Raw genomic sequence first — 19212 nt, 5'->3', positions numbered from 1 at the left:
TGTCGCCTTTCGACCCGGAGGGAGCTCGGAAGCGACTGACGGGAAGAGCGGAGCGACTTAACCGCTTCCGTCGCTTTGAGTCGCTCGCATAGAAACCGCAGGTCAAAAGCCTGAGATGCTCCCAACAGCGACTGAAGCGACTGAAGCTCCCTATATATAACGCACACGCGCACACAGGAATGTCTTCATATATAAGAAGTTGAGTCGCTTCAGTCGCTGCCTGAGTGTACAAACGTGCTCTGACCTGCAGTTTTCTGTAGCGACTCAGGCAGCGACTGAACGCTGCAAGGTCGCTCCTCGACCATGACACCGAGGCCAGCATGCGCACCGCGGCCGCTAAGAGCAGGATGCAGCGAGGGTGGACGAAGGCCAGAAGAAGCTACGCGGGTCTCGTGAGGGCAGTTCCATAGGTGAGTCGCTTCAGTCGCTGAAGCCCGGTCCAAATTTCTCCTGACCTGCAGTTTTCTGAAGCGACTCAAGCAGCGACTGCTTGGTACCGACCAGACCGTCCCGGCACGCACAGTGGAAGTGCCGGCCTGGGACGGCGTCCGGGCCGGTCCTTGTTGCCCGTGGTTCGTCTCGGCCAGACCGTCAGACAGACAGGAAGAGTGGAATGGCCACCGCCACATGGCTGCCGGCACCGTTCTTCGACCTGTTCTCGGCGCACGGAGCGTCGCCGTTCGGGACCCAGCGGTTCCCCGCCCTCACGGGGACAAAGCCGCGTTGCAGAACGCGGCCCTGGAGTCGAAGCTCGATCGAGGAGGAACATCTGCGTCACCAGGTCGTATCCGTCCCGCGTCGGGTCGCGACCAGCCAAAGCCCTCGTGGGGTCGTATCCGTACCCGCCTTGGCCATGCACTGCCCGAGGACTACAAGCAGCTCATCGACACATACGGCGGGGGGCTCTTCGACGAGACGATCTGGGTCCTCGAACCCGACTGCCCGGACAAGAACTACGACCTCTTCACCATGGTCGAGGAACGTGCCGAAGTGCTGGCCCGCCTGTTGGCCGGAGAACGCGGGGAGCCCCAGCCCGGCGAGCTCTCACCCCACGGCAGCGGCCTTGTTCCCTTCGCCTACATCGAGGGCACCGGCGCCTTCCTGTACTGGCTCACCCACAACGGCCAGGACCCCGCCGAATGGACCGTCATGGCAGATGCCGGCTGCGGCCCCGAATGGGAACATCACCCCGTATCGTGCGTCCAGTTCGTCCTGGATGCCCTCACCGGAGAGATCCGCACCGACGTCCTCAGCGAGCTTCCCGCTGACGCCCACATGTTCGAATCCAACGACGATATTCTGTAGCCGCCCTCCGATCTCCCAGAGCCCGACCCCTGGGAGATCAGCACTAGGCCCCAACCCTCGAGCCCGTCGCGACGCTTACACCCCTGCCCCGGTTCTCTTCACAACTCGCGCTTCTAGCACAGATTTTGCGAGCGGCTCACGCTGTGCGACAACCAAACGCCAAGTTGATTCCCGTCGCTGCGTCCGCGAAGGCACCACGGGGACAGCGGTCTGGCGGATGGTCTCCCGGCTGCCTGACTGGACCGCCTCCCCCGCCATCCCGCCGAGTCCCTCGACCGGATACCGCACGACCCGAGGCCCAACGACGTACGACGTCACACCGCCCTCGCGGCCGCTGCTGCGCATACTCACTGCGCAGGTCAGCGGAGTGACGGCGCGCGGTGAGGTGCACGGGCCATTGGCTGGGCTCGGCGACGGGCGGCCTGCCGAGCCGGGCCGCCCAGCCCAATAGAGCTCGTGGCCTGCCCTGGCCTGACTCAGGGCACAAACCCGTGATTAAGCCCAGAGAAGCCCGCCTGCGCACGGGGATCAGCTTTGTCAGGGCGACCCGGCCCGATAGTCCTAGCTCGGACACCAGGGGACAAGTAACCCACCGGTAGCTTTCAGGGCTGCACCACGGCGCTCTTCTTCGGCTGGCGGGGGACGGTCTTGGTCTTGTCGAGGTGCCCGTACACCGTGGAGCGGGGCACGCCGAAGAGGTCGGCGATCTGCTGGACGGTCTTCTCGCGGGCGTCGTAGAGCTGCTGGGCGAGTTCGGCCTGGTCCTCGGTGAGCTTGGGCCGGCGCCCGCCGACCCGGCCGCGGGCCCGTGCGGACGCGAGTCCGTCGTTGGTGTTCGCCACGATCAGCTCGCGCTGGAGCTCGGCGAGGACGGACAGCATCCCGAACATGGCGCGACCCTCCATGGTGGAGGTGTCGATGCCCTGCTCGATGACGTGCAGGCCGATGCCTCGCTCGCGCAGTTCGGCGCCGAGGGTCACCAGGTGGAGGACGGAGCGGGAGAGCCGGTCGAGACGGGTGACCTTCAACGTGTCGCCCTCGCGCAGCAGCTGCATGACGAGGTCGAGCTTCGGGCGGGATGCCTTCGCGCCGCTCGCGGTGTCGACGTGGATGTTGTCGCGGTTGACGCCGGCCCGCAGCAGGGCGTCGATCTGGTGATCGGGGTTCTGGTCGGCGGTCGAAATCCGCGCGTAGCCGATGAGCATGTGTCGGAATCTATCGGCCGGGCCGTTCACCGACGTTGATTCTCGACGCGAGTTGCCGACACTGCCCACCTGAGGGTTTGCAATCAGTGGGGCGAGTGTCGGCAGACGTTCGTTTGTCGACACTGGGTATCCGGCCACCAAGCTCTCGGAGCGATCGGAGTGAGATCACCCCGAGGCCGGTCAATCTCATGCAAACCCAGCTGTTGCCCTTGTCCGATCGGCCGAGCCTGCCTGGCGGGGCGCCACGATCCCTGAGAAGCCCTTGTTGACCGCTCCTTACCAGCCCGACTGGCATGTAGTGGCACGCCAGGAAGCCGGGGCTTTGGTGGCTGGAACCTAGGGCTGATTGTTCTGCAGGAAGGCCAGGGCGTCGACGGCGAACCGTTTGTCCGTGAAGGTTCCGCTATGGCTGCGGTCCCGGTAGACGACCAGCCGGGCGTCTGGAATGCCCTTGACGGTCTGCCGGGCCAGGTCAAGTGGGTAGACGATGTCCTTCTCGCCCTGGAGGAGCAGCGTGGGCGCCTTGATCTCGTGCAATCGGCCGCGAAGGTCGAAGCCGTCCTCGGCGCTCAGCATGGTGGCGGCGTCAAGGTGTTCGCGGTGGCCGTCCATGAGCCAGAGCAGACCTTTGAGCACCGTCCGGCCGATCGTCGAACCGGTGAGCATCTCGGCCAGTGCAGGGCTCGGCCGCTTGCCTTGCCGTGCGCGCTCAATGTAGCGGCGCTGGGCGCGCCTGCCGACCGGGCCGAGGGTGCAGGCCGTACCGCCCAGGACGAGGCGGTAGACCAGCTCGGGATGGTCGGCGGCGAGCTGGATGGCGAGCGACCCACCGGTGGACAGGCCCAGCACGTTCACCGGCCCGCTGAAGGTCTCCCGGATCGCGTCGGCGTGGACAGCGGCGAGCTGGGCCATCGTTGTTGTTGGCGGCAGGCCGGGCGGGCGTATGAGGAGGTGCGTGGTGAACCGCTCGGAGAAGGGTCGCAGCATCCGCAGGGTGAGCCGGCGGCTCGCACCGGTGGGGACGGCTGCCTCCGGCGTGAAGAGCAGGACGATCAACGGTGGTCCTTCGCCAGCCGACAGGCAGGGCAGTCCGTGCATCATGACGCGGCTCCGCGGACGCCGCCGCCGGCGTCGAGGCGGGTGATGCGCCGCTGCGCGGCGAAGGCGGCGGCCGGATAGCGCGGGTCGGGCCGCAGGGCGTATTCGCGCAGGCACGCTTCCGTGAACTTGATGACGTGCTCGTCGCCGTGCTCGGCGGCGCGGGCGCCCAGCTCGTCCAGTGGTGGCAGATCCGGTATCTCCGACTGCCAGGCCGCCGTGCCCTCGTCGCGCCGGTCTGAGGTGAAGGCGAATAGGAACGCCGACTGCACCTGCCAGAGCCGGGCCAGCGTCGGCTCGTGCAGCTCGTGCGGTAGATGCGGGAGTACGAGGCGGACGGCGGCGGGGGCCGTGACGCCGTGGATCAGCGGGACGGGGTACACCTCGGGGTGGCCGAGATAGACATCGGCGAACTGGGCCGTCATCTCGCTCAGCAGCCGGGGTGCCTGCTGTGGGGCCAGCGTTTCCAAGGACTCGCCGTAGCCGGGGAGTTCGGCGAGCGTGTCCAGGCGGTGGAGGGCGGTACCCGGCCCCATCGGGCCGTCGAGCGGTACGCGGGGCAGCGTGGCGACCGCGTCGGGCAGCTCATGGGGGCCGTGCAGTCGCGGGCGGCCGGGGAGTTCGCTGTAGCGGGCCGCCCAGTAGGCCAGGCCGCGGGCCAGTTCCTTCAGCTGTAGCGCTGTGCTTCTGTCGCCGGTCGCGTACAGGCCGCGTACGGCGTGCGCGGTGCGGATGACCCCGTGGGTCAGGCCTGCGAACAGCCCTGGAAGCAGGCGGGGCCACCAGCGCACGAGCACCTCGCGCCAGTGCGCCTTGGCCAGTTCGCGGACGAAGAGCCGTTCCCAGTCCCCGGCCCGCCGGAAGGTGCCGAGGGCGGGACGCCACGAGGCCTCGTCCGCGGGGTCCAGGGCGAAGCGGGCGGCGGGAGGCTCGTGGTGTTCCATCGCCTTCCGGTAGCGCCCTACCCACCGGGCGACTTCGTCCACTTGTCCGAGCAGGGCGAGTGCCTCGGCGCCCATCGGGCCGTGGTTGGCGAGATCCACCCCTTGTCCTCGCTCGTACCCCAGGTCGTCCATGCGTTCCAAGGCGCCATTGAGCGCATCGCTGTAGCTGATCGACGGCATAAGAGAACCCTTCGGAAAGCCAAACAGTTTGGATATCAGAACCATATACACTTGTAGCATGTCGCAGAGCGAGAACGCCGGGAAGACGTCACGGAAGCCGACCCCGGATGAGCTTGAAGTCGCCGGTCTCGTACCACTGTTGGAGCCCTTCTTTCGCGGTTCGGCCGTACGGGATCTGATGCCGGAGCCTTTGCGAGGCGTCATGGAGGCGCATGGCCTGACGCCTCGCCACGGCGCCGTACTGCCCCAGTTGCTGGCCGGACAGCCGCTGGCCGTCAGTGAGATCGCCCGACGGCTTCAGGTGTCACTCTCCACCGCCAGCGAACTGGTCGGAGCCCTGAGCCGGGCCGGCATCGTGGATCGGGCCGAGGATCAGACGAACCGCCGCCGCGTCCTGGTGTCCTTGGCCGAGGAACACCGCCTGCCGCTCGAAGCCTTCATCGTTCGGCGGATAGAGCCGCTGCTACGCGCGCTGGAGGGGCTGTCGCCCGACGAGAAGGCGGGATTCCTGACAGGCCTCACGGCATGGGTCCGCGAAGTGCAGAGGTGAGCGTGTGGCGCGCTTCCGCGCGCGAGCGCTGGACGCCGAAGCCGGCACTGAGAGGTCTAGGCAACACAAAAGCCCCAGGTCGCTGACCTGGGGCTTTGCCATGGAGCGGATGACGGGAATCGAGCCCGCGCTATAGGCTTGGGAGGCTCATGGCGCCTGCTCCGGCCGTCGCCAGCCGGGGATGAGGCACGGTGAGCCCCACCCCGAGGTCGAGCCGTTTGTCCATCTCCAGACGGAAGGTGCCGTACGGGTTGATGTTCGACCAGAACAGCGCGGTCAGCCCGCGCCGGTCCTCATCCGACAGCTTCTTCGCCCACACCGGTTCGGCGAGGACCTGCTGAAGCAGCAGAGTATTGACGTGCACCAAGGCGGACTGGAGCAGATGCAGCGCGAGCATCGAGGTCTCGGCGTGCTCCTTGTCCGGCCCTGTGAGGGCGCCATCCTTGCCGTAGTGCAGGACGGTGTTCGCACTGTTCCAGTTCTCCACGACCTGGAGGCCGCCATGGATCTCGCGGCGCAGGTCGGGGCTGGCGAGGTAGTCGCAGGCGAAGATGGTGCGCACAGCCCGGCCGAGTTCTTCGAGGGCCTGGTAAGTGGGGTGCTTGGGACCGCCGCGAGTGAAGCGCCTCAAAACCTGCTCGGCCTCGGCAGTGCCCAGGCGCAGCGCGGTGGCGTACTTGACCATCTGATCGTACTGCTGCTCGATCAGCTCCCAGCGGATCGGCCGCGTCAGTGACCCGCCGAGCGCCGGCCAGCCGGGCGGCGCGTCGTCGGGGCGGTACAGGCGGATGCTGCCGATGTTCTTCAGCCGGGGCAGCAGACGGAAGTTGAGCAGCTCGGTGAACGCGAATCCGACGACCGAGGCGCCGTGGGTGTCCACGTAGTTGGACTCGATCTCGGCGTCCGTGCAGTGCCGCAGCAGGCCCTCGATCATCGCCGCGACCTCGGACGACGAACAGCTCTTGAGCTGGGAGTAGATACAGACGTTCTTCCGCTCCACATGCGAGTAGATCATCACGCCGTTGCCGCCGTACCGGGCGTGGTACTCGGTCATGAAGTTGCTGGACCAGGAGCCGAACTTCTTCGAGTCCGATGCACAGGCGTTTCCCCGGCCCCACCAAGCGGTGTCGCGGGCGGCGAAGGTGGCGTTCACCAGCTTCGTCACGGCCGCACGGAGGTTGTCGACGGTGATGAAGTGCCGGCGGACATGCCGCAGCGCGGCCTCGCTCTCGCCGTGCTCGCCGGTCGCCACGATGGCGCGGATGCCCATGTTCGTGCCGAGCCCGAAGAGCGCGAGCAGGAGGCGGCGCTGGAGGGTGTCGCGGTCGATGCGTTCATACGCGGCGACGGAAGAGAACTCGTCGGTGAAGGCGGTCAGAAAGTCTGCGTTCTTCAACACGTCCAGGAGGTCGAGGACGCCCCCTCGGCGGACGACCTCATCCTTGAGCGCCGCCAGGCCGGTGGGCTCGTCGAGCGGCTCCAGCTTCGGAACGGTGATCCACGGCTCGCCCTTGCGGGTGGTGACCTTGACTCCGCCTGCCGAGCCGTCGGCCAGCGCGGCGGACAGCCGGTCCAGGCCATTCGTCATCCGCTGCTTCAAGCCGGTGATGAACTCCTTCGGGTCCTGGGGCTGGCGGATCGCGGCGTAGTGCACGGTCCGGGTGGCCTCGAAGTCGCCGGGCAGGTCGTCCTCCGGATTGCGCCACCGCATCGCGCCCTCGACGTAGATCTCCCGGCGCCGGACGGCATCCCGCAGCGCGACCAGGACGCACAGCTCGTAGGGGATGCGCTCGACCCTGCCCTTGTCGTCGACGACCGCCTCGCGCCAGTCCTTGCGCACGACGCCGTCCATAGCCACCTCGTCGTCGGCGTCGTAGAAGCGGGTCTTGCCGTCGACCTCGGCGTACTTCTCCAGCAACTTCATCGCGTCCATCACTGGCCGGTAGGCGGTGTTGTTGCACTTGAAGCCCAGGGTCTTCAGCAGCGGCGGCAGGATCTGCCGGTAGTACGAGCTGTACGAGGAGCGCAGGGTGGTGCGGACCTTGGCCTTGAAGACCTTCTCGTCCGCCTTCGCTTCGGCGACCAGATCCTTCAGGGTCTTCTCCCCGACCACCGGGAACAGGGCTCGCCGTACGATCTCGTCCGGCTTGCCGACCGCGGCCTCCGCGAGACGGAAGAGGATGCCCTCCTTGCCCCGGACCTTCTTCAGCTCGGCCGTCAACTGCTTCTCCACCCGCCGCTCGGCACGGGCGTTGATCTTGTGGACCAGGGCGATCAGCAGCTCTACCAGCGCGTCCGTGATCTCCGCCTGCCGGGAGGAGCACAACGCGGCCAGTAGCGTGATCCGGACGTCCTCGCTGGTGTCGCGGAAGTCCGAGGGATACATCTTGATCGCCCTCGACCGCCAGGCGGCCACCAGCTTCTCCGAGCAGTCCGCGAACAGCCCCTCGGGCAGACCGAGCTTGCGCACGCTGTTCAGCTTCGTGATCTCGGTAAGCAGCGAGTCCAGCCCCACCGCACCCGGGTCCCGCTTCAGAGAGGCCAGCAGCGCGGTGCCGTCGTCGTTGCCCTCGGCCACCAGCGCCAGCAGCCGGCCCGCGCACACCTCGCCCAGGCGCTTGATAGTCAGGGTGCAGAACGCGCGCTCCCACCGGTTACGCGCCGCCACCAGTACCTTCTCGACGCGGGTACGACCCGGCGGCTCGATCCGCTCGACACGATCTGCACCAGCAGGGCCTCCCGCTGCCGGTCCTCGACCAGCTCGACCGGGCAGACCTCAGTCGCCAGCCACTCCGTCAGCCGTTCCTCATCCGCCAGCGTCGACGGCCGGAACCCCAACGCCTCGCGGATCTGCTTCCGGTGCCGCTTCGCGCCCGCCAGGTCGTACGTCGCGAGTTTCGCCGGCGGGACTTTAACCAGAGCAGCGACGTACTCGACGGCTGGCTGCGGAAACTCCTCGATGAACTCCGGAAACCGTCCTTCGATCTCGAAGAACTTGAGCATCAGGCAGAAGCCGAGCCTGGTCGGGCCGGACTTGTTCGCCACCAGGTCCCAGTCGCCGTCCACCAGCGTCCAGCACGCCACCACGTCTTCCGGCGACCACTCCTGTCGCACGCCCGCCCCTTGTCGTTGACCCTTCGGGCGTCCACCCGGTCAGCCCAACGAGGCGCCCCAGCGCCAGGAAACGGCAGCTACAACCCCCTCCGGACTTACCGAGGGGTTACTTGCCCCCTGGTGTCCGAGCTAGGACTACAGGGCCGACCCTGACCGGACGTGGGTCCATGCAGCGGAGGCTACCGCCGCCAAGCTGCACGCAAGGAAGTCCTGATTTGCCTGAAGTTCAGTCGCTTCAGTCGCTCCCCCAGCACGCCATGGCCCTGACCTGCGTCTTCTCGAGCGACTCAGCCAGTACCGGAATCCCCACCGGGCAATCGCCCTTCCCTTGTCTCCTTGACGCAAGTTTCCGCACTGCTCACCGTGGCCCGACACCTGACCGAGTCGCCCTTCAGGGAGGCTCCCCCACGCACGGGTCTGGTCCCGACACGAGCGCCGGGTGCAATGCAGTCGAGCCGTCCGCACCCTGTGCGTGACAGATATAGTGAGGCAACCAACTGTTACTCAGGCGCAGAAGGCCCTCCACCGTGGTGGAGGGCCTTCTGTCATGTACGGCTCGGGCGGTCAGGCGACCTGCAGCTTCGGCCGGCCCGTAGGGGCGGGCGGCGCCTGATGGTAGGTGGGGAGCTTCAGGTTGGGCAGGTCCCCGGTCTGGATGCGGACGAGGGTGTCCCGGAACGCAGCCTCCATGGCGTCGTGGCTCTCGTACTTCGCCGCGAGAGGATGGAGGCGGTATGAGTTGCCGTTCCGCTCCTCGGTTCGCGGCCTGAGGACGATGTTCAGGTCACAGAGGGGGGCCATGAGTCCACTGACGGCCTGGGGTGTGACGCCGTACTCGGCAGCCATGTCCTTCTGACGTACCGGCAGCTGTCCCCCGAAGTCGCTGCGGGAGACGAGATACTGGAGGAACTTGACGGCGGACCCTGACAGGGGCAGGGCCCAGATACGCTCCGCGACGATCGGAGACATGACGTTAGCCATGGGATGGCCTTCCTCGTGAGCGGTCGCCCGTGAGCGGGCCTGGCAGCGCTATCACCCTGTGCGTTTCCTTCCCCGGAATCCGGAGCCGGACCCAAAGTCGAGGTCCAGCTCCTCCTGACGGGCGCCTTCCGGCCCGACAGCGTATGGGAACGCGTCGGGGTCACGGTCGTGTCGTTCGGCGATCTCGGCCAGGACCTCCTGCTGGGACGTGCTGTTGCCCTGGAACCAGAGGCGGACGTTGATCTGGATCCGGCCGTTGCCGGCCTTTTCCACCCAGTTGTAGCCGCAGAGTGCCTGGACGGCGCGGTTCACGGTGGAGCGTGACGTCATCTTGCCGCCTTTCTGGGCGGCGATCTTGTTCAGTCCGTCGGTGATTTCCTGCTGTGTGTACTGGGTGATGCCGGTGCCCGGTACCTGACCGCCCGCGACGTAGAGGAAGACGCACAGCTGGGACTTGGTGATGCTGTTGGCGACGGCGAGCTGTGCCAGCAGTTGTGTGAACCAGTTGCTGGCCAGGCTGTAGCCGGCGTCGCCCGCCATGTCGTGGACGGCGCGGGGGTCAGCCGCGTACTCGAAGTGGATGCCCTTGAGCTTGCGGCGGCCGCGGGGGTCGGCGGCCTCGGAGACCTTCTCACCGAGTTGCCGGCCGAGGACGGCCAGGATGTCTCCGTATTCGGCGTCGTTCGCTGCCGCGGCGGGAGGGGGAACTGGCCGTGGCCCGCGCTGTCGACGACGAGCGGGCGGATCAGATGTCACAGGACCTCCTTGTTACTCAGGCGGTCCGAGACTATCGAGAAAATCAACGTGGGCTTGTCTTTTGGTGCGTCGGCGCGCCGAGGAGAGACTCTGGCAGCCGCCAAGCTCGCCAGATGTACCAAAAATCCACGAGGGTTTTAGTTTTGATGCCAGCTGGCATCAAAAGTCCACGGCTACTTGAGTTCATGTGCCGTCATGGCGGCACATTCCGAACGTCCGCAATGGACGCCAGCAGGCGCATCCGCCTCTACCCTCGGCGTCCTGACCTGCGATGATCCCGAGCGAGACAGTCTTCCCCAAATATCAACGACTGCTTGACTTTCGCCCCGAGTGTGCTGGCTTCGTACACACTTCAAGGATCAAAATGTGCTGCTGACGACACGCCACTTCACATAAAAGCGCAGGTCAGAAGCGTGCAAAAGCGGAGCGCTCTTACTCAAGAGCAACACACGGTCCTGCAGTTCCAAGGCGTGGCGTGAGCCACGTCTATGACCTTCCGTCAGTAGCAACTGCCCTCCTTCCAACTGGAAATCAACCGCCCGGCCATTACTGACAGGAACTCCCTCCACGGTGACGGCATCAAACCTCGGCCCCACCTTGCAGCCGGTGACACAGCAGCCAGCGCCTGCCTCCCCCTGAAAGCCCCAGGGAAGCTGCCCCCACCGCACGCCTACCCACTCAGCGAGGCAGCCCACAACCTGAGCCGGACCTAGCCCAGGCAACCCGTGGGCCTGGCGAGGGTTGTGGCGGAGCGAACAGCTCAATTCCTCGGGTTCCCCGCTTGGGTTCTCCATCCGGTCCTTCTCTACTGGCACCACCGAAAGCCAGCCCCAACGGCGGGTGCGTCACACAACCACGATCAGCGGCTACCCGCACCACCACCGACCTCAGCCACGCTTCCACTTTTCGAAGCAAAGCCGGCCCGCAGCCGCCAACGGTGCCCCGCCACCCCGGCGGGGCACCGCAAGCCCGCCAGGGCTGAGGAGCTACCGACCCTGGGCAAGAGGCCTTGAACAGCGAAAATCCGTTTCTCCACCACAAACACGGGGATACCTGCTCAACAGTGCGTACCCGGCCCCCGATGGCGTCGGCTCTTCGCTGACGCTCAAGCCGGCGCGTACTACCTGGACATGGACTGTCCCACTCTGCAGGAGCCGGAGGTATCACTCAGCTCAGCTGGCCGCCGCCGGCCCGACCTGAGAGGTGTCCTCGTACTCGCTGCGGGCGGCCTCGAGCAACCGCTGCCAGGAGGTGACCGTCGGCCTTCGCTTCAGAAGCGCGCGCCGCTCACGCTCGGTCATGCCTCCCCAAACCCCAAACTCCACTCGGTGGTCAAGCGAGTGGGCCAGGCATTCTGTGCGCACCTGGCACCCTGAGCAGAGCTCCTTCGCTCGTGCCTGGGCGGCTCCCTCGACGAACAGCTCCTCCGGGTCGGCGGTCCGGCACTTGGCCCGTTCCCCCCAGCCTTGATCCCTGCCCAATGTCTGCCGTCCTCTCCCCGATCCGGCTCGCCCACCACTCCACCCGGATGAGGGCGGGCTGAGCGCGACCGTACGGAAGACTCTCCCTGGCTGGTACCCCCCGGTCGCCATGGCCATCAGATCGAGTGAACCGGCAGGGGGCGAATCGCAGCGCAGAGCGACAACGCTCTTATGGCCAGAACTCGACCGTGTATGCGTCGAGCTGAAGCTGTCCTCACCCATGCCAGTGCGGCTGGATGGCAGGCACCAAGCCGGGGCACCGCGAAGTGTTCTGGCCGAATCACGTTTCCCTGCTGTCGGAGCCACTAAGCAGATGATCACGGGGAAACGCTTGGGGCATGCGCTCGGCTTCTGTCCCGAGGACCGATGGATACGCCGTCCCTCTGAACCCACACACGCCGACATGGCGTCCGCGCCGAGAAAATACGCTCGCAATCTGCGGAAGGTCGGTCAGCGGCGACAGTAGCCGAACCGAACGCTCCTGGTCCGTCTCTGCCCGCGCCCCGCCAGACCTGTCCCGTACCGCACAACGTCCCCCAACCGTGTTGTTGAGGGACGTTGGTCCGGCGATTCGAAGAACCTTGGCCCGAAGGCGTCAGGGCGGCCGGCCACCCCTTGGCATTCACACTACAAGCCCGCCGCCAGCTACCGCCGCCGTTCGAGGAGATCCGTACAAGCAGACCGCACACGGAGCAGCCGCTGGGATGGCTGTCAGTGGTCCCGGTCTGTGAACACGCGGTCCGTCCTCTTGTCGTGGCCGCTCCGCTGAGGCCGCCTGCATCGGGTGGCTTGGATGAACGTCGTCTTAGCCGCGGCAGGCCTCTTGTGGGCGGCAGTTGCGCCGATTTTAGGTCTCGCTCCCCGACCCAAAGGCCGTGTAAGGCCTGCTGACGGCCTCTCAGTCGCTCCGAGGCCTCTTCCTATGGGGGGCAGCGAGTTCGGCGGCCTATGCCCCCGTTCTGCGGGTCGCTTTTGACCTGTTCATCGCGAAAATACGATTCGCGCTCAGCGGCTGGTCCGAGTCGCTCGCTACGGGATGAGAGAGCTGTCGGCGCAAGAATCAGCTCTTCGAAATTTTGTCCAGCGCGTGGTTGATCCAATACCCCGGCTGCCGCGCCGCGGCAGCCGGAAGGGCTTCAGGGCCGCCACCACATACGGGCTCGAGGTCCAACCGCGTTCAGGTGGCTACAACCCAGGACGGGCCGATGTCTGTTGCGCCCGTCGCCGCCCAGCATCGGCTGGGGGTGGGGCTGTGCTCAATGACGGAAACGCGCCCACTGACTCCCCCGCCTCGCAGCCGGCCGGCATCGCCTCAGCAGGCCCTTTCCGCGGCACAGCCAGCATGCTGACCTCGGCGCCCCCGGCATCCAACTCTGTACTGCCCTCGTAGATCGAGGGTTGGTAGGGGCCGGGCCGATGAGCCAGGAGGCGTGAGGCGCAGGGGCATATATCGCCGAGGGGTTGCCCGAGACGCGCCACCAGTTGACTCAGGACGACCGCCATGATCGCAACAGATCGGGCAAAACACCCGCGTATGTTTCTTGCCATAGCGACTGAGGAGAGTAAGGTAACCGCCATGACCGCTCCTTACGACCCGTCCGACAGGGAAAAGGTAGTCGCCAAGCTACCCCTGGCCCTCCGTCAGGAACTCAAGGTCCGTGCTGCCCAGCTCAGCGTGGACATCCAAGACGCTGTCACCGAAGGCATCCACGCCTGGCGCAGCAACCCGGAAGCCGCCAGGACTGTGGACACCACCGGTGGCTCATCCTTCGCGACCTACCTCCCCACCGGCCTGTACGACGAGTTCAAGAAGGACTGCAAGGCGCGGCCCGTCGCGTACAACCAGGGCCTGGCCCAGTCGATCCGTCTGTGGCTGGACACGCACACGATGCCGACCCTGGTGCGCCCAGACCACGTGCGCCGTCTCGTCGTGTGCAACCAGAAGGGCGGTGTGGGCAAGAGTGCGGTCAGCAACGGTCTTGCGCAGGCCCTGGCCGAGGCCGGTGCTCGCGTCTGCGTCATCGACTTCGACCCGCAAGGTCACCTGACGAAGCACCTGGGCCATGTGCCGCTGGGTATCAAGGAGCCGAGCCTCGCCAAGCACATGCTCGGTGAAGCGGACGGCAACGTCCGGGATCTCCTCGTACCCATCGAGTACGAGTCGTTCACGGGCCGGCTCTTCCTCCTGCCCGCATGCAAGGACGCGTTCCTCCTCGACGCCAAGCTCGCCACCACCAGGAACGTGCGCGTCAAGGAGACCGCGCTGGAGAAGGCAGTCGAGGAACTTGAGAAGGACTTCGACTACGTAGTGATCGACTGTCCGCCGAGCCTCGGCTACACCATGGACACGGCGCTGTACTACGCCCGCACGCGCGACGGTGAGGACCCCAAGGCCTCAGGACTCGTCGTCATCGTCCAGGCCGAAGACACCTCCGCCGACGCCTACGACCTGCTGCTCGAGCAGATCGAAGACATGGAGGACGACCTCGAGGTCGCCGTCACCCAGCTGGGCTTCGTCGTGAACCTCTACGACGCCCGCAAGGGATTCATCGCCACCTCCTCCCTGAGCCAGTGGGAAGAGTTCGGCGACCCGCCGGTCCTCGTGGTCATCCCCGACCTGAAGGAGCAGCGCGAGGCGGTACGCCTCAAGCGTCCACTCCTTGAGTACGCACCGGACTGCGAGCAGGCCATCGCCATGCGCGACCTGAAGAAAGCACTGACGAAGTGAGCAAGAAGGACCTCCTGGGCAGCGGCGCCTCCTTCTCCAGCGCCCGACGGCCGAGCGAACGAAGCGAACGGGGACGGGCCAAGGCACTGGCCCAGGGCGACATCCCTGCCTACGAACTCGTCAAGCACCGGCTCGACGAGGTCTCCCCCACTCCCCTCAACCCCCGCCGCAACTTCGGCTCCGACGAGGAACTCACCCGGTTCGGTGAGGAGCTGCGCCAAGCACAGCTCGCGGCTTGCGTCACCGTCTCGCGTGGCGCCTACCTGGCACTGTGGCCCGAACACGAGTCACTCATCGGGCCGGCCGAGTTCATCCTCATCAACGGCGAGCGCCGCTACCGCAGTGCTCGCCACGTGGGCCTTGAGAGCCTGGACTTCGTTGTCCGGGACGATCTCGCGAAGACCCGAGAGGACTTCGTCGACTACCTCCTCGCAGAAAACCTCGACCGTGAGGACTTCGACGTCATCGAACGCGCCCGGGGTGTGGCACAGCTCGTGGCGATCTGCGCCGAGGAGAAAGAGTTCGGATCGAAGTCGCGTGCCGCCGAGCGCCTCGGGAAGTCACCATCATGGGTCACGCACCAGCTGGTCCTGCTCGAACTGCCTGACCAAATCCAGGCCATGCTCAGCTCTGGAGACATGCCCGAGCGCGACGGCCGAACCCTCGCCCGCGCCCTCAAGGACGACCCCTCGCTGGGACCCGCAACTCTCCTTGAGCTCCTCAAGTCCACCAAGGAGCAGGAGACCCGGGCCAAGGAGGAGCAGCAGGCGGTCCTGCGAGCAGCAGCGCAGCCGGTGGCGGAGCCCCTCCCCCGCCCGCAGGCGCCTGTAGTCCTCCCCTCCCCCTCTCCCGGCATGGACCAGCTGGCGCCCACTGCGCCTGAACCTTTGACCGCGGTCAAAAGTTCTGCTGCTCCGTTGCCGACGCCGGACGCGCCACGAGCGGGCGACGCTCCTGAACCGGTTGCCATCGAATCGGCTTCGCCAGCCACAACACAGCCCTTGGAGGCAGACCGACCTGCCCCTGCGAACGAACTGCACACTCCCCCGACGGCGGCCACTGTTCCTGCGGTCGAGGACGAAGAGGCTCCGGCCGATGCAGACGACGATGTCCATCTTGTGGACATCCGGAAGATTCCGCGGGTGCCGTGGCATGACGGCAGCGCTGTCGCGGACCTGGTCTTCGTGAAGATGGACAAGAGCCAGCGGACCGTTCTCCTGGAGAAGCTCCTCGAAGATCACGCCAAGGATTCCTCGCCCGAGAACGCCTCTGGCGCTGCCGACTTTTGACCGCGGTCAAAGGTTGCCGGCCTCGGCGATGGTCAGTGAATGAGCGGTGGAACGTGAAGAGGGCCTCACCGGCCGTGCGCCGGTGAGGCCCTCTTCACGTGTGAGCTGGGCGCCGCCAAGAGGTCTAGGGAGACGCCGCCAACCACATGTCACGCAGGAACCCCAAGAACCAAATAGACCGGACACACCGGTCGGCTGACTGAAGCAGTCACCCAGTTGGCGGCACTTGCCGCCGCGGGGTGGAACCGCCGTCGTGCACGCCGCCGGGACTGGGACCGGACCATCCCGACTGCCATCACCCGGCAGCACCTCGACTAGGGCGTTTCCATCGGATCATCTGATCATTGGTTGATGCGTGTCGTTGACTGACGCGACAAGACCGCCAAGATCTACCTCGCCGGATTCCACCTCGCCGCCATCTTCATCTGGTCAGCGAGGTGATCCGCAGCAAACGGCTTAGGAGTGAGGTGCGAGGGTGCTGGACGGGTTGTGCCGGGGAGCCGGTGTCAGTACGCGCTGAAGGACCAGAAGACCCCGACCTCGTCGCCGGACACGGCGACGAGGCCCAGTTCTTCGAGCAGGTCGAGGCCGTTGATGTACTCGCCCGTGATGAACCCGGCTCTCCGTACCCCCACCGCAGGAGTTCGGTGGCCGCACCGTCCGCAGCGGCCCCTCCCAGCTCGCGCGGCACCTCGGGGACGACGGCCCGGTTTCCCCGGTGGAGTTCGCAGGCTGCCCGCCACACGTCTTTCAGGTGGGCGTCGAGGAGGTCGAGGGCGATGCGGTCGTCGTCTGCCGTGCTCATGAGCCAACCCTAGGCCGTCTCTACCGGATCTTGCTCCCCCAGCGGTAGCCGGGGGAGACGCGGGCTCGACCGGCAAGCTCCGGCCGAGACGGCCTAGTGGCGGGCTCACGCCGGTCAATCTCCGTGAAACCCGTAGGCGACGAGGTCAGGCGCGGTGGCCCGTTCGGCATTGGCTACTGCCGTAGCCGGACTCGATCGTGGCGAGGACGAGGTCCACCGGAAGGAGAGAACAGTCCAGAGGGGCTGCCAGGGCGGGCTTCGAAGCGGTCGGTGGTCAGGGCGTTCGCGGCTACCAGGACGTCGGAGGGCGCTGCTGCCCAGGCTTCTGCGTTGAACGTCACGGACAGCGTGGCCCAGTGCGTCCGCGCACGGGGAGGCTGAACCTTTGACCGCGGTCAAAGGTTCAGCCTCCCCCGCCTGCTCTGCACACCCGCAAGCAGCCCCCGTTTCCGCCCGGACGCAATGCGTTCGTCCTCGCCGACTGCAACGCACCCCCTGGACGCGGCCCGCCCCGGCTCTGGGATCTCGGGGTCTCGCGGACTCCCCGGAGACGGCACCGGACTCTTCGGGTTCCGTTGCACGGACGGCAAGCCTGTCGCCCGCCAGGTCTTCGAGAAGATGGGCGGCTCCCCCGCGTCTGAGGTAGCTGACCGCTCGCATCCCATCGAGGCGTTTACTCGGCGAACCCAGTCGGTCGGCCTCCTGTTTCAGTGAACCCCGTCGTGCGAGTGATCGCACCGGGGGTGCTGAGTGGCTGTACCGGCTGTGGTGGATCTTGCGAGACCGTACGTCGAGCCGTCGTACGTGGACGCCCCGTGGGCGCCGTACATGAGCGGCGACGACATCCGCCGCTGGACTGTGTGACTGCTCGGTTCGAAGACGTGGCGCCAGTGCGGACGTTCCGCTGGTCGCGGGGTGAGGGTCACTTCGCGGGCTGGTACCGGTCGGGGACAACTGGGCTGAGGGAAATCCGCTGGCTTTCGACTGTCGAATCAGCCATGGTGCAGTGGTGAGCACTGAAGAGAGTCCCGTCGAACACGAGGACCGGTGGATCCTGAACCTTCGCGGGATGCGCGTCACGAAGATCAGTGCGGACTTCCGGCTCGTGCTGGTTCTCAACTCGGATTGGGAAGTCGCGTTGGAAGCGCCCTTCAGCCTCTCGCACGGGGCAGTCCACGCCGGCCGGTCGGTGCTCCTGAATCCGGAGTCCCAGGACGTCACAGCGGCCCTTGATCTGTTCGGAGCGAAGGTTCTGTCTGCGGTTGCGTTCAAGTCCGGAACCCTGCGTCTCGTTTTCGACACGGGCCTTCACCTGACTTGCTCGTCCGATCCGTCCTTCGAAGCGTGGCAGGTCACGGGCCCAGCGCAATGGCTCTTCGTGTCGCTGCCTGGAAGCGACCTGGCTGTCTGGGCCGGCTCAGGAACAAGAGAGTCCTCGTCATAGCGCCGACGCTGCTGGGCGCCTGTTTGTCGGGAAGCCTCGCTTAAAGGCTGCCGCATGTCAGCGTCGGCTGAATCGTTGGGTCGCCGTCCCGTGAGCATCTCGGGCCCTGCCGACTTTTGACCGCGGTCAAAGGTTGCCGACATCGGTGGGGAGGGGATGAGCGGTAGAACGTGGAGGGGGCCTCACCGGCCGCGTGCCGGTGAGGCCCCCTCCACGTGTACGCTCGGCGCCCCCAGTGGGTCCCTGGAGGCGACGGCCAGCTGTCAGTGCGGGATTCCGTCGATCAACTCGCGGGCTCCTTGCCGCAGAAGAGCGACTGCGACGGACGTACCGAGAGTGGCCGGGTCGAGCGGGCCGGCCCACTCATGCGCGTTGAGAACCGTCTTGCCGTCGGGAGTGAAGACGCAGGCGCGTAGCGACAGATCTCCGCCGCGTTCAGCGCGGGCGTAGCCGGCGATGGGACTGTTGCAGTGCCCCTGCAGGACGTGTAGCAGCATGCGCTCGGCGGTCGCTTCACGGTGGGTGTCGGGGTGGACGAGGCTGCTGACCACGTCGATGACGTGGGCGTCGTCTTGGCGGCACTGCAGGGCCAGGATTCCGGCGCCGATGGGCGGCATCATTGTCTCCGTCGAGAGGATCTCGGTGATCACGTCGGTGCGTCCGATGCGTTCGAGCCCGGATACGGCGAGGAGAGCGGCGTCGACTTCTCCGGCGTGAAGCTTTTCCAGGCGCCGGTTGGCGTTGCCGCGGAAGGGCACGCACTCCAGGTGGGGGTGGCTGGCCGCGAGCTGGGCGATTCGGCGGACGGACGAGGTGCCGATGCGGGTGCCGGGCGGCAGCTGGTCCAGGGTGATGCCGCTGGGGTGGATGAGTGCATCGCGGATGTCGTCGCGCTTGAGGAACACAGCGAATGTCGTGCCGACGGGCAGCGGGCGGTCGCACGGGATGTCTTTGAGACAGTGGACGGCGAGGTCGGCGCTGCCCTCCAGCAGTGCGGCGTCGACCTCCTTGGTGAACGCCCCCTTCCCTTCGACCTGGGCGAGGTCGCCCATCCACTTGTCTCCGGTCGTGACGACGGGGACGACTTCGGTGCGGATATGGGGGTGGAGCACGGCCAGTTCGCTGCGCACACGTTCCACCTGGGCCAGTGCCATGGGGGAGTTCCGGGACACGATGCGGATCAGCTCAGGGGCGGACATGCCGCCCACGATAGACCTGTCAGATGCGGGCCCCGACCGCGATGCCTAGGCCGATCTCATGCGTTGGAGAACAGGTTGCGCCATGCAGCAGCCAGGCAACGACATGACGTAGCGGCGGCGCCGTCGAGGGAAG

At 66.4% G+C, this 19212-nt stretch carries 15 protein-coding genes; 5 read left to right on the top strand and 10 right to left on the bottom strand.

Annotated features, from left to right (window positions below):
- The first annotated feature begins 723 nt into the window (after positions 1-723).
- A complete protein-coding gene (locus tag OG534_RS38160; protein WP_326594256.1) occupies positions 724-1305 on the top strand; it encodes an SMI1/KNR4 family protein in 582 nt (193 codons plus the stop codon).
- 602 nt (positions 1306-1907) lie between these two features.
- Here OG534_RS38160 and OG534_RS38155 read toward each other — a convergent pair.
- The 3 genes from OG534_RS38155 to OG534_RS38145 all read right to left on the bottom strand — a co-directional run bounded on the left by OG534_RS38155 (position 1908) and on the right by OG534_RS38145 (position 4732).
- A complete protein-coding gene (locus OG534_RS38155; RefSeq protein ID WP_326594255.1) occupies positions 1908-2510 on the bottom strand; it encodes a recombinase family protein in 603 nt (200 codons plus the stop codon).
- Positions 2511-2846: 336 nt separating this feature from the next.
- Positions 2847-3611: an alpha/beta fold hydrolase gene (locus OG534_RS38150; protein ID WP_326594254.1), complete on the bottom strand. Its 765-nt coding sequence runs from the start codon at positions 3609-3611 to the stop codon at positions 2847-2849.
- Entirely contained in the window at positions 3608-4732 is a 1125-nt protein-coding gene (locus OG534_RS38145) for a hypothetical protein (protein WP_326594253.1), read from the bottom strand. The genes OG534_RS38150 and OG534_RS38145 overlap by 4 nt, the downstream gene beginning before the upstream one ends.
- Positions 4733-4790: 58 nt before the next feature.
- Here OG534_RS38145 and OG534_RS38140 point away from each other — a divergent pair, with 58 nt between their 5' ends.
- A complete protein-coding gene (locus OG534_RS38140) occupies positions 4791-5282 on the top strand; it encodes a MarR family winged helix-turn-helix transcriptional regulator (protein ID WP_326594252.1) in 492 nt (163 codons plus the stop codon).
- 130 nt (positions 5283-5412) lie between these two features.
- Here the strand turns inward: OG534_RS38140 and OG534_RS38135 are convergent, their stop codons facing one another.
- The 5 genes from OG534_RS38135 to OG534_RS38115 form a co-directional block, all read right to left on the bottom strand.
- Positions 5413-7950 (bottom strand): Tn3 family transposase, encoded by a 2538-nt coding sequence (locus OG534_RS38135; protein ID WP_326594250.1) that lies wholly within the window; start codon positions 7948-7950, stop codon positions 5413-5415.
- Positions 7908-8396 (bottom strand): DUF4158 domain-containing protein, encoded by a 489-nt coding sequence (locus OG534_RS38130; protein WP_326594248.1) that lies wholly within the window; start codon positions 8394-8396, stop codon positions 7908-7910. Before OG534_RS38130 ends, OG534_RS38135 begins: the two co-directional genes overlap by 43 nt.
- A 564-nt stretch (positions 8397-8960) precedes the next feature.
- Positions 8961-9377 carry a hypothetical protein gene (locus tag OG534_RS38125; RefSeq protein ID WP_326594247.1) on the bottom strand — a complete coding sequence of 139 codons (417 nt, stop codon included), beginning with the start codon at positions 9375-9377 and terminating at the stop codon, positions 8961-8963.
- 51 nt (positions 9378-9428) lie between these two features.
- Positions 9429-10133, bottom strand: coding sequence for a hypothetical protein (locus OG534_RS38120; protein ID WP_326594246.1), 705 nt, complete (start codon positions 10131-10133; stop codon positions 9429-9431).
- A gap of 1172 nt (positions 10134-11305) precedes the next feature.
- A complete protein-coding gene (locus OG534_RS38115; protein WP_442807279.1) occupies positions 11306-11725 on the bottom strand; it encodes a WhiB family transcriptional regulator in 420 nt (139 codons plus the stop codon).
- A gap of 1465 nt (positions 11726-13190) precedes the next feature.
- Between OG534_RS38115 and OG534_RS38110 the strand changes: the two genes are divergently transcribed.
- Both OG534_RS38110 and OG534_RS38105 read left to right on the top strand, forming a co-directional pair.
- Complete coding sequence (locus OG534_RS38110) at positions 13191-14342, top strand: ParA family protein (protein WP_326594242.1); 1152 nt, start codon at positions 13191-13193, stop codon at positions 14340-14342.
- A complete protein-coding gene (locus tag OG534_RS38105; protein ID WP_326594240.1) occupies positions 14339-15631 on the top strand; it encodes a ParB/RepB/Spo0J family partition protein in 1293 nt (430 codons plus the stop codon). Before OG534_RS38110 ends, OG534_RS38105 begins: the two co-directional genes overlap by 4 nt.
- Positions 15632-16137: 506 nt before the next feature.
- On the opposite strand, the gene OG534_RS38100 is transcribed toward OG534_RS38105, so the two are convergent.
- Complete coding sequence (locus OG534_RS38100) at positions 16138-16266, bottom strand: hypothetical protein (RefSeq protein WP_326594239.1); 129 nt, start codon at positions 16264-16266, stop codon at positions 16138-16140.
- Between the two features lie 1179 nt (positions 16267-17445).
- Between OG534_RS38100 and OG534_RS38095 the strand changes: the two genes are divergently transcribed.
- Entirely contained in the window at positions 17446-17880 is a 435-nt protein-coding gene (locus OG534_RS38095) for a DUF6188 family protein (protein WP_326594238.1), read from the top strand.
- Between the two features lie 263 nt (positions 17881-18143).
- On the opposite strand, the gene hemC is transcribed toward OG534_RS38095, so the two are convergent.
- Positions 18144-19079 (bottom strand): hydroxymethylbilane synthase, encoded by a 936-nt coding sequence (gene hemC, locus OG534_RS38090; protein WP_326594351.1) that lies wholly within the window; start codon positions 19077-19079, stop codon positions 18144-18146.
- Positions 19080-19212 lie beyond the last annotated feature (133 nt).

This window comes from Streptomyces sp. NBC_01294, from assembly GCF_035917235.1.
Classification (GTDB): Bacteria; Actinomycetota; Actinomycetes; order Streptomycetales; family Streptomycetaceae; genus Streptomyces; species Streptomyces caledonius.
This window is presented reverse-complemented; position numbering and strand designations above follow the sequence as displayed.

Coding starts and splice junctions, on each gene's coding strand:
- OG534_RS38155 (WP_326594255.1), bottom strand. CDS start 2,510: ATGCTCATCGGCTACGCGCGGATTTCGACCGCCGACCAGAACCCCGAT.
- OG534_RS38150 (WP_326594254.1), bottom strand. CDS start 3,611: ATGATGCACGGACTGCCCTGCCTGTCGGCTGGCGAAGGACCACCGTTG.
- OG534_RS38145 (WP_326594253.1), bottom strand. CDS start 4,732: ATGCCGTCGATCAGCTACAGCGATGCGCTCAATGGCGCCTTGGAACGC.
- OG534_RS38140 (WP_326594252.1), top strand. CDS start 4,791: ATGTCGCAGAGCGAGAACGCCGGGAAGACGTCACGGAAGCCGACCCCG.
- OG534_RS38125 (WP_326594247.1), bottom strand. CDS start 9,377: ATGGCTAACGTCATGTCTCCGATCGTCGCGGAGCGTATCTGGGCCCTG.
- OG534_RS38115 (WP_442807279.1), bottom strand. CDS start 11,725: ATGGCGACCGGGGGGTACCAGCCAGGGAGAGTCTTCCGTACGGTCGCG.
- OG534_RS38110 (WP_326594242.1), top strand. CDS start 13,191: ATGACCGCTCCTTACGACCCGTCCGACAGGGAAAAGGTAGTCGCCAAG.
- hemC (WP_326594351.1), bottom strand. CDS start 19,079: ATGTCCGCCCCTGAGCTGATCCGCATCGTGTCCCGGAACTCCCCCATG.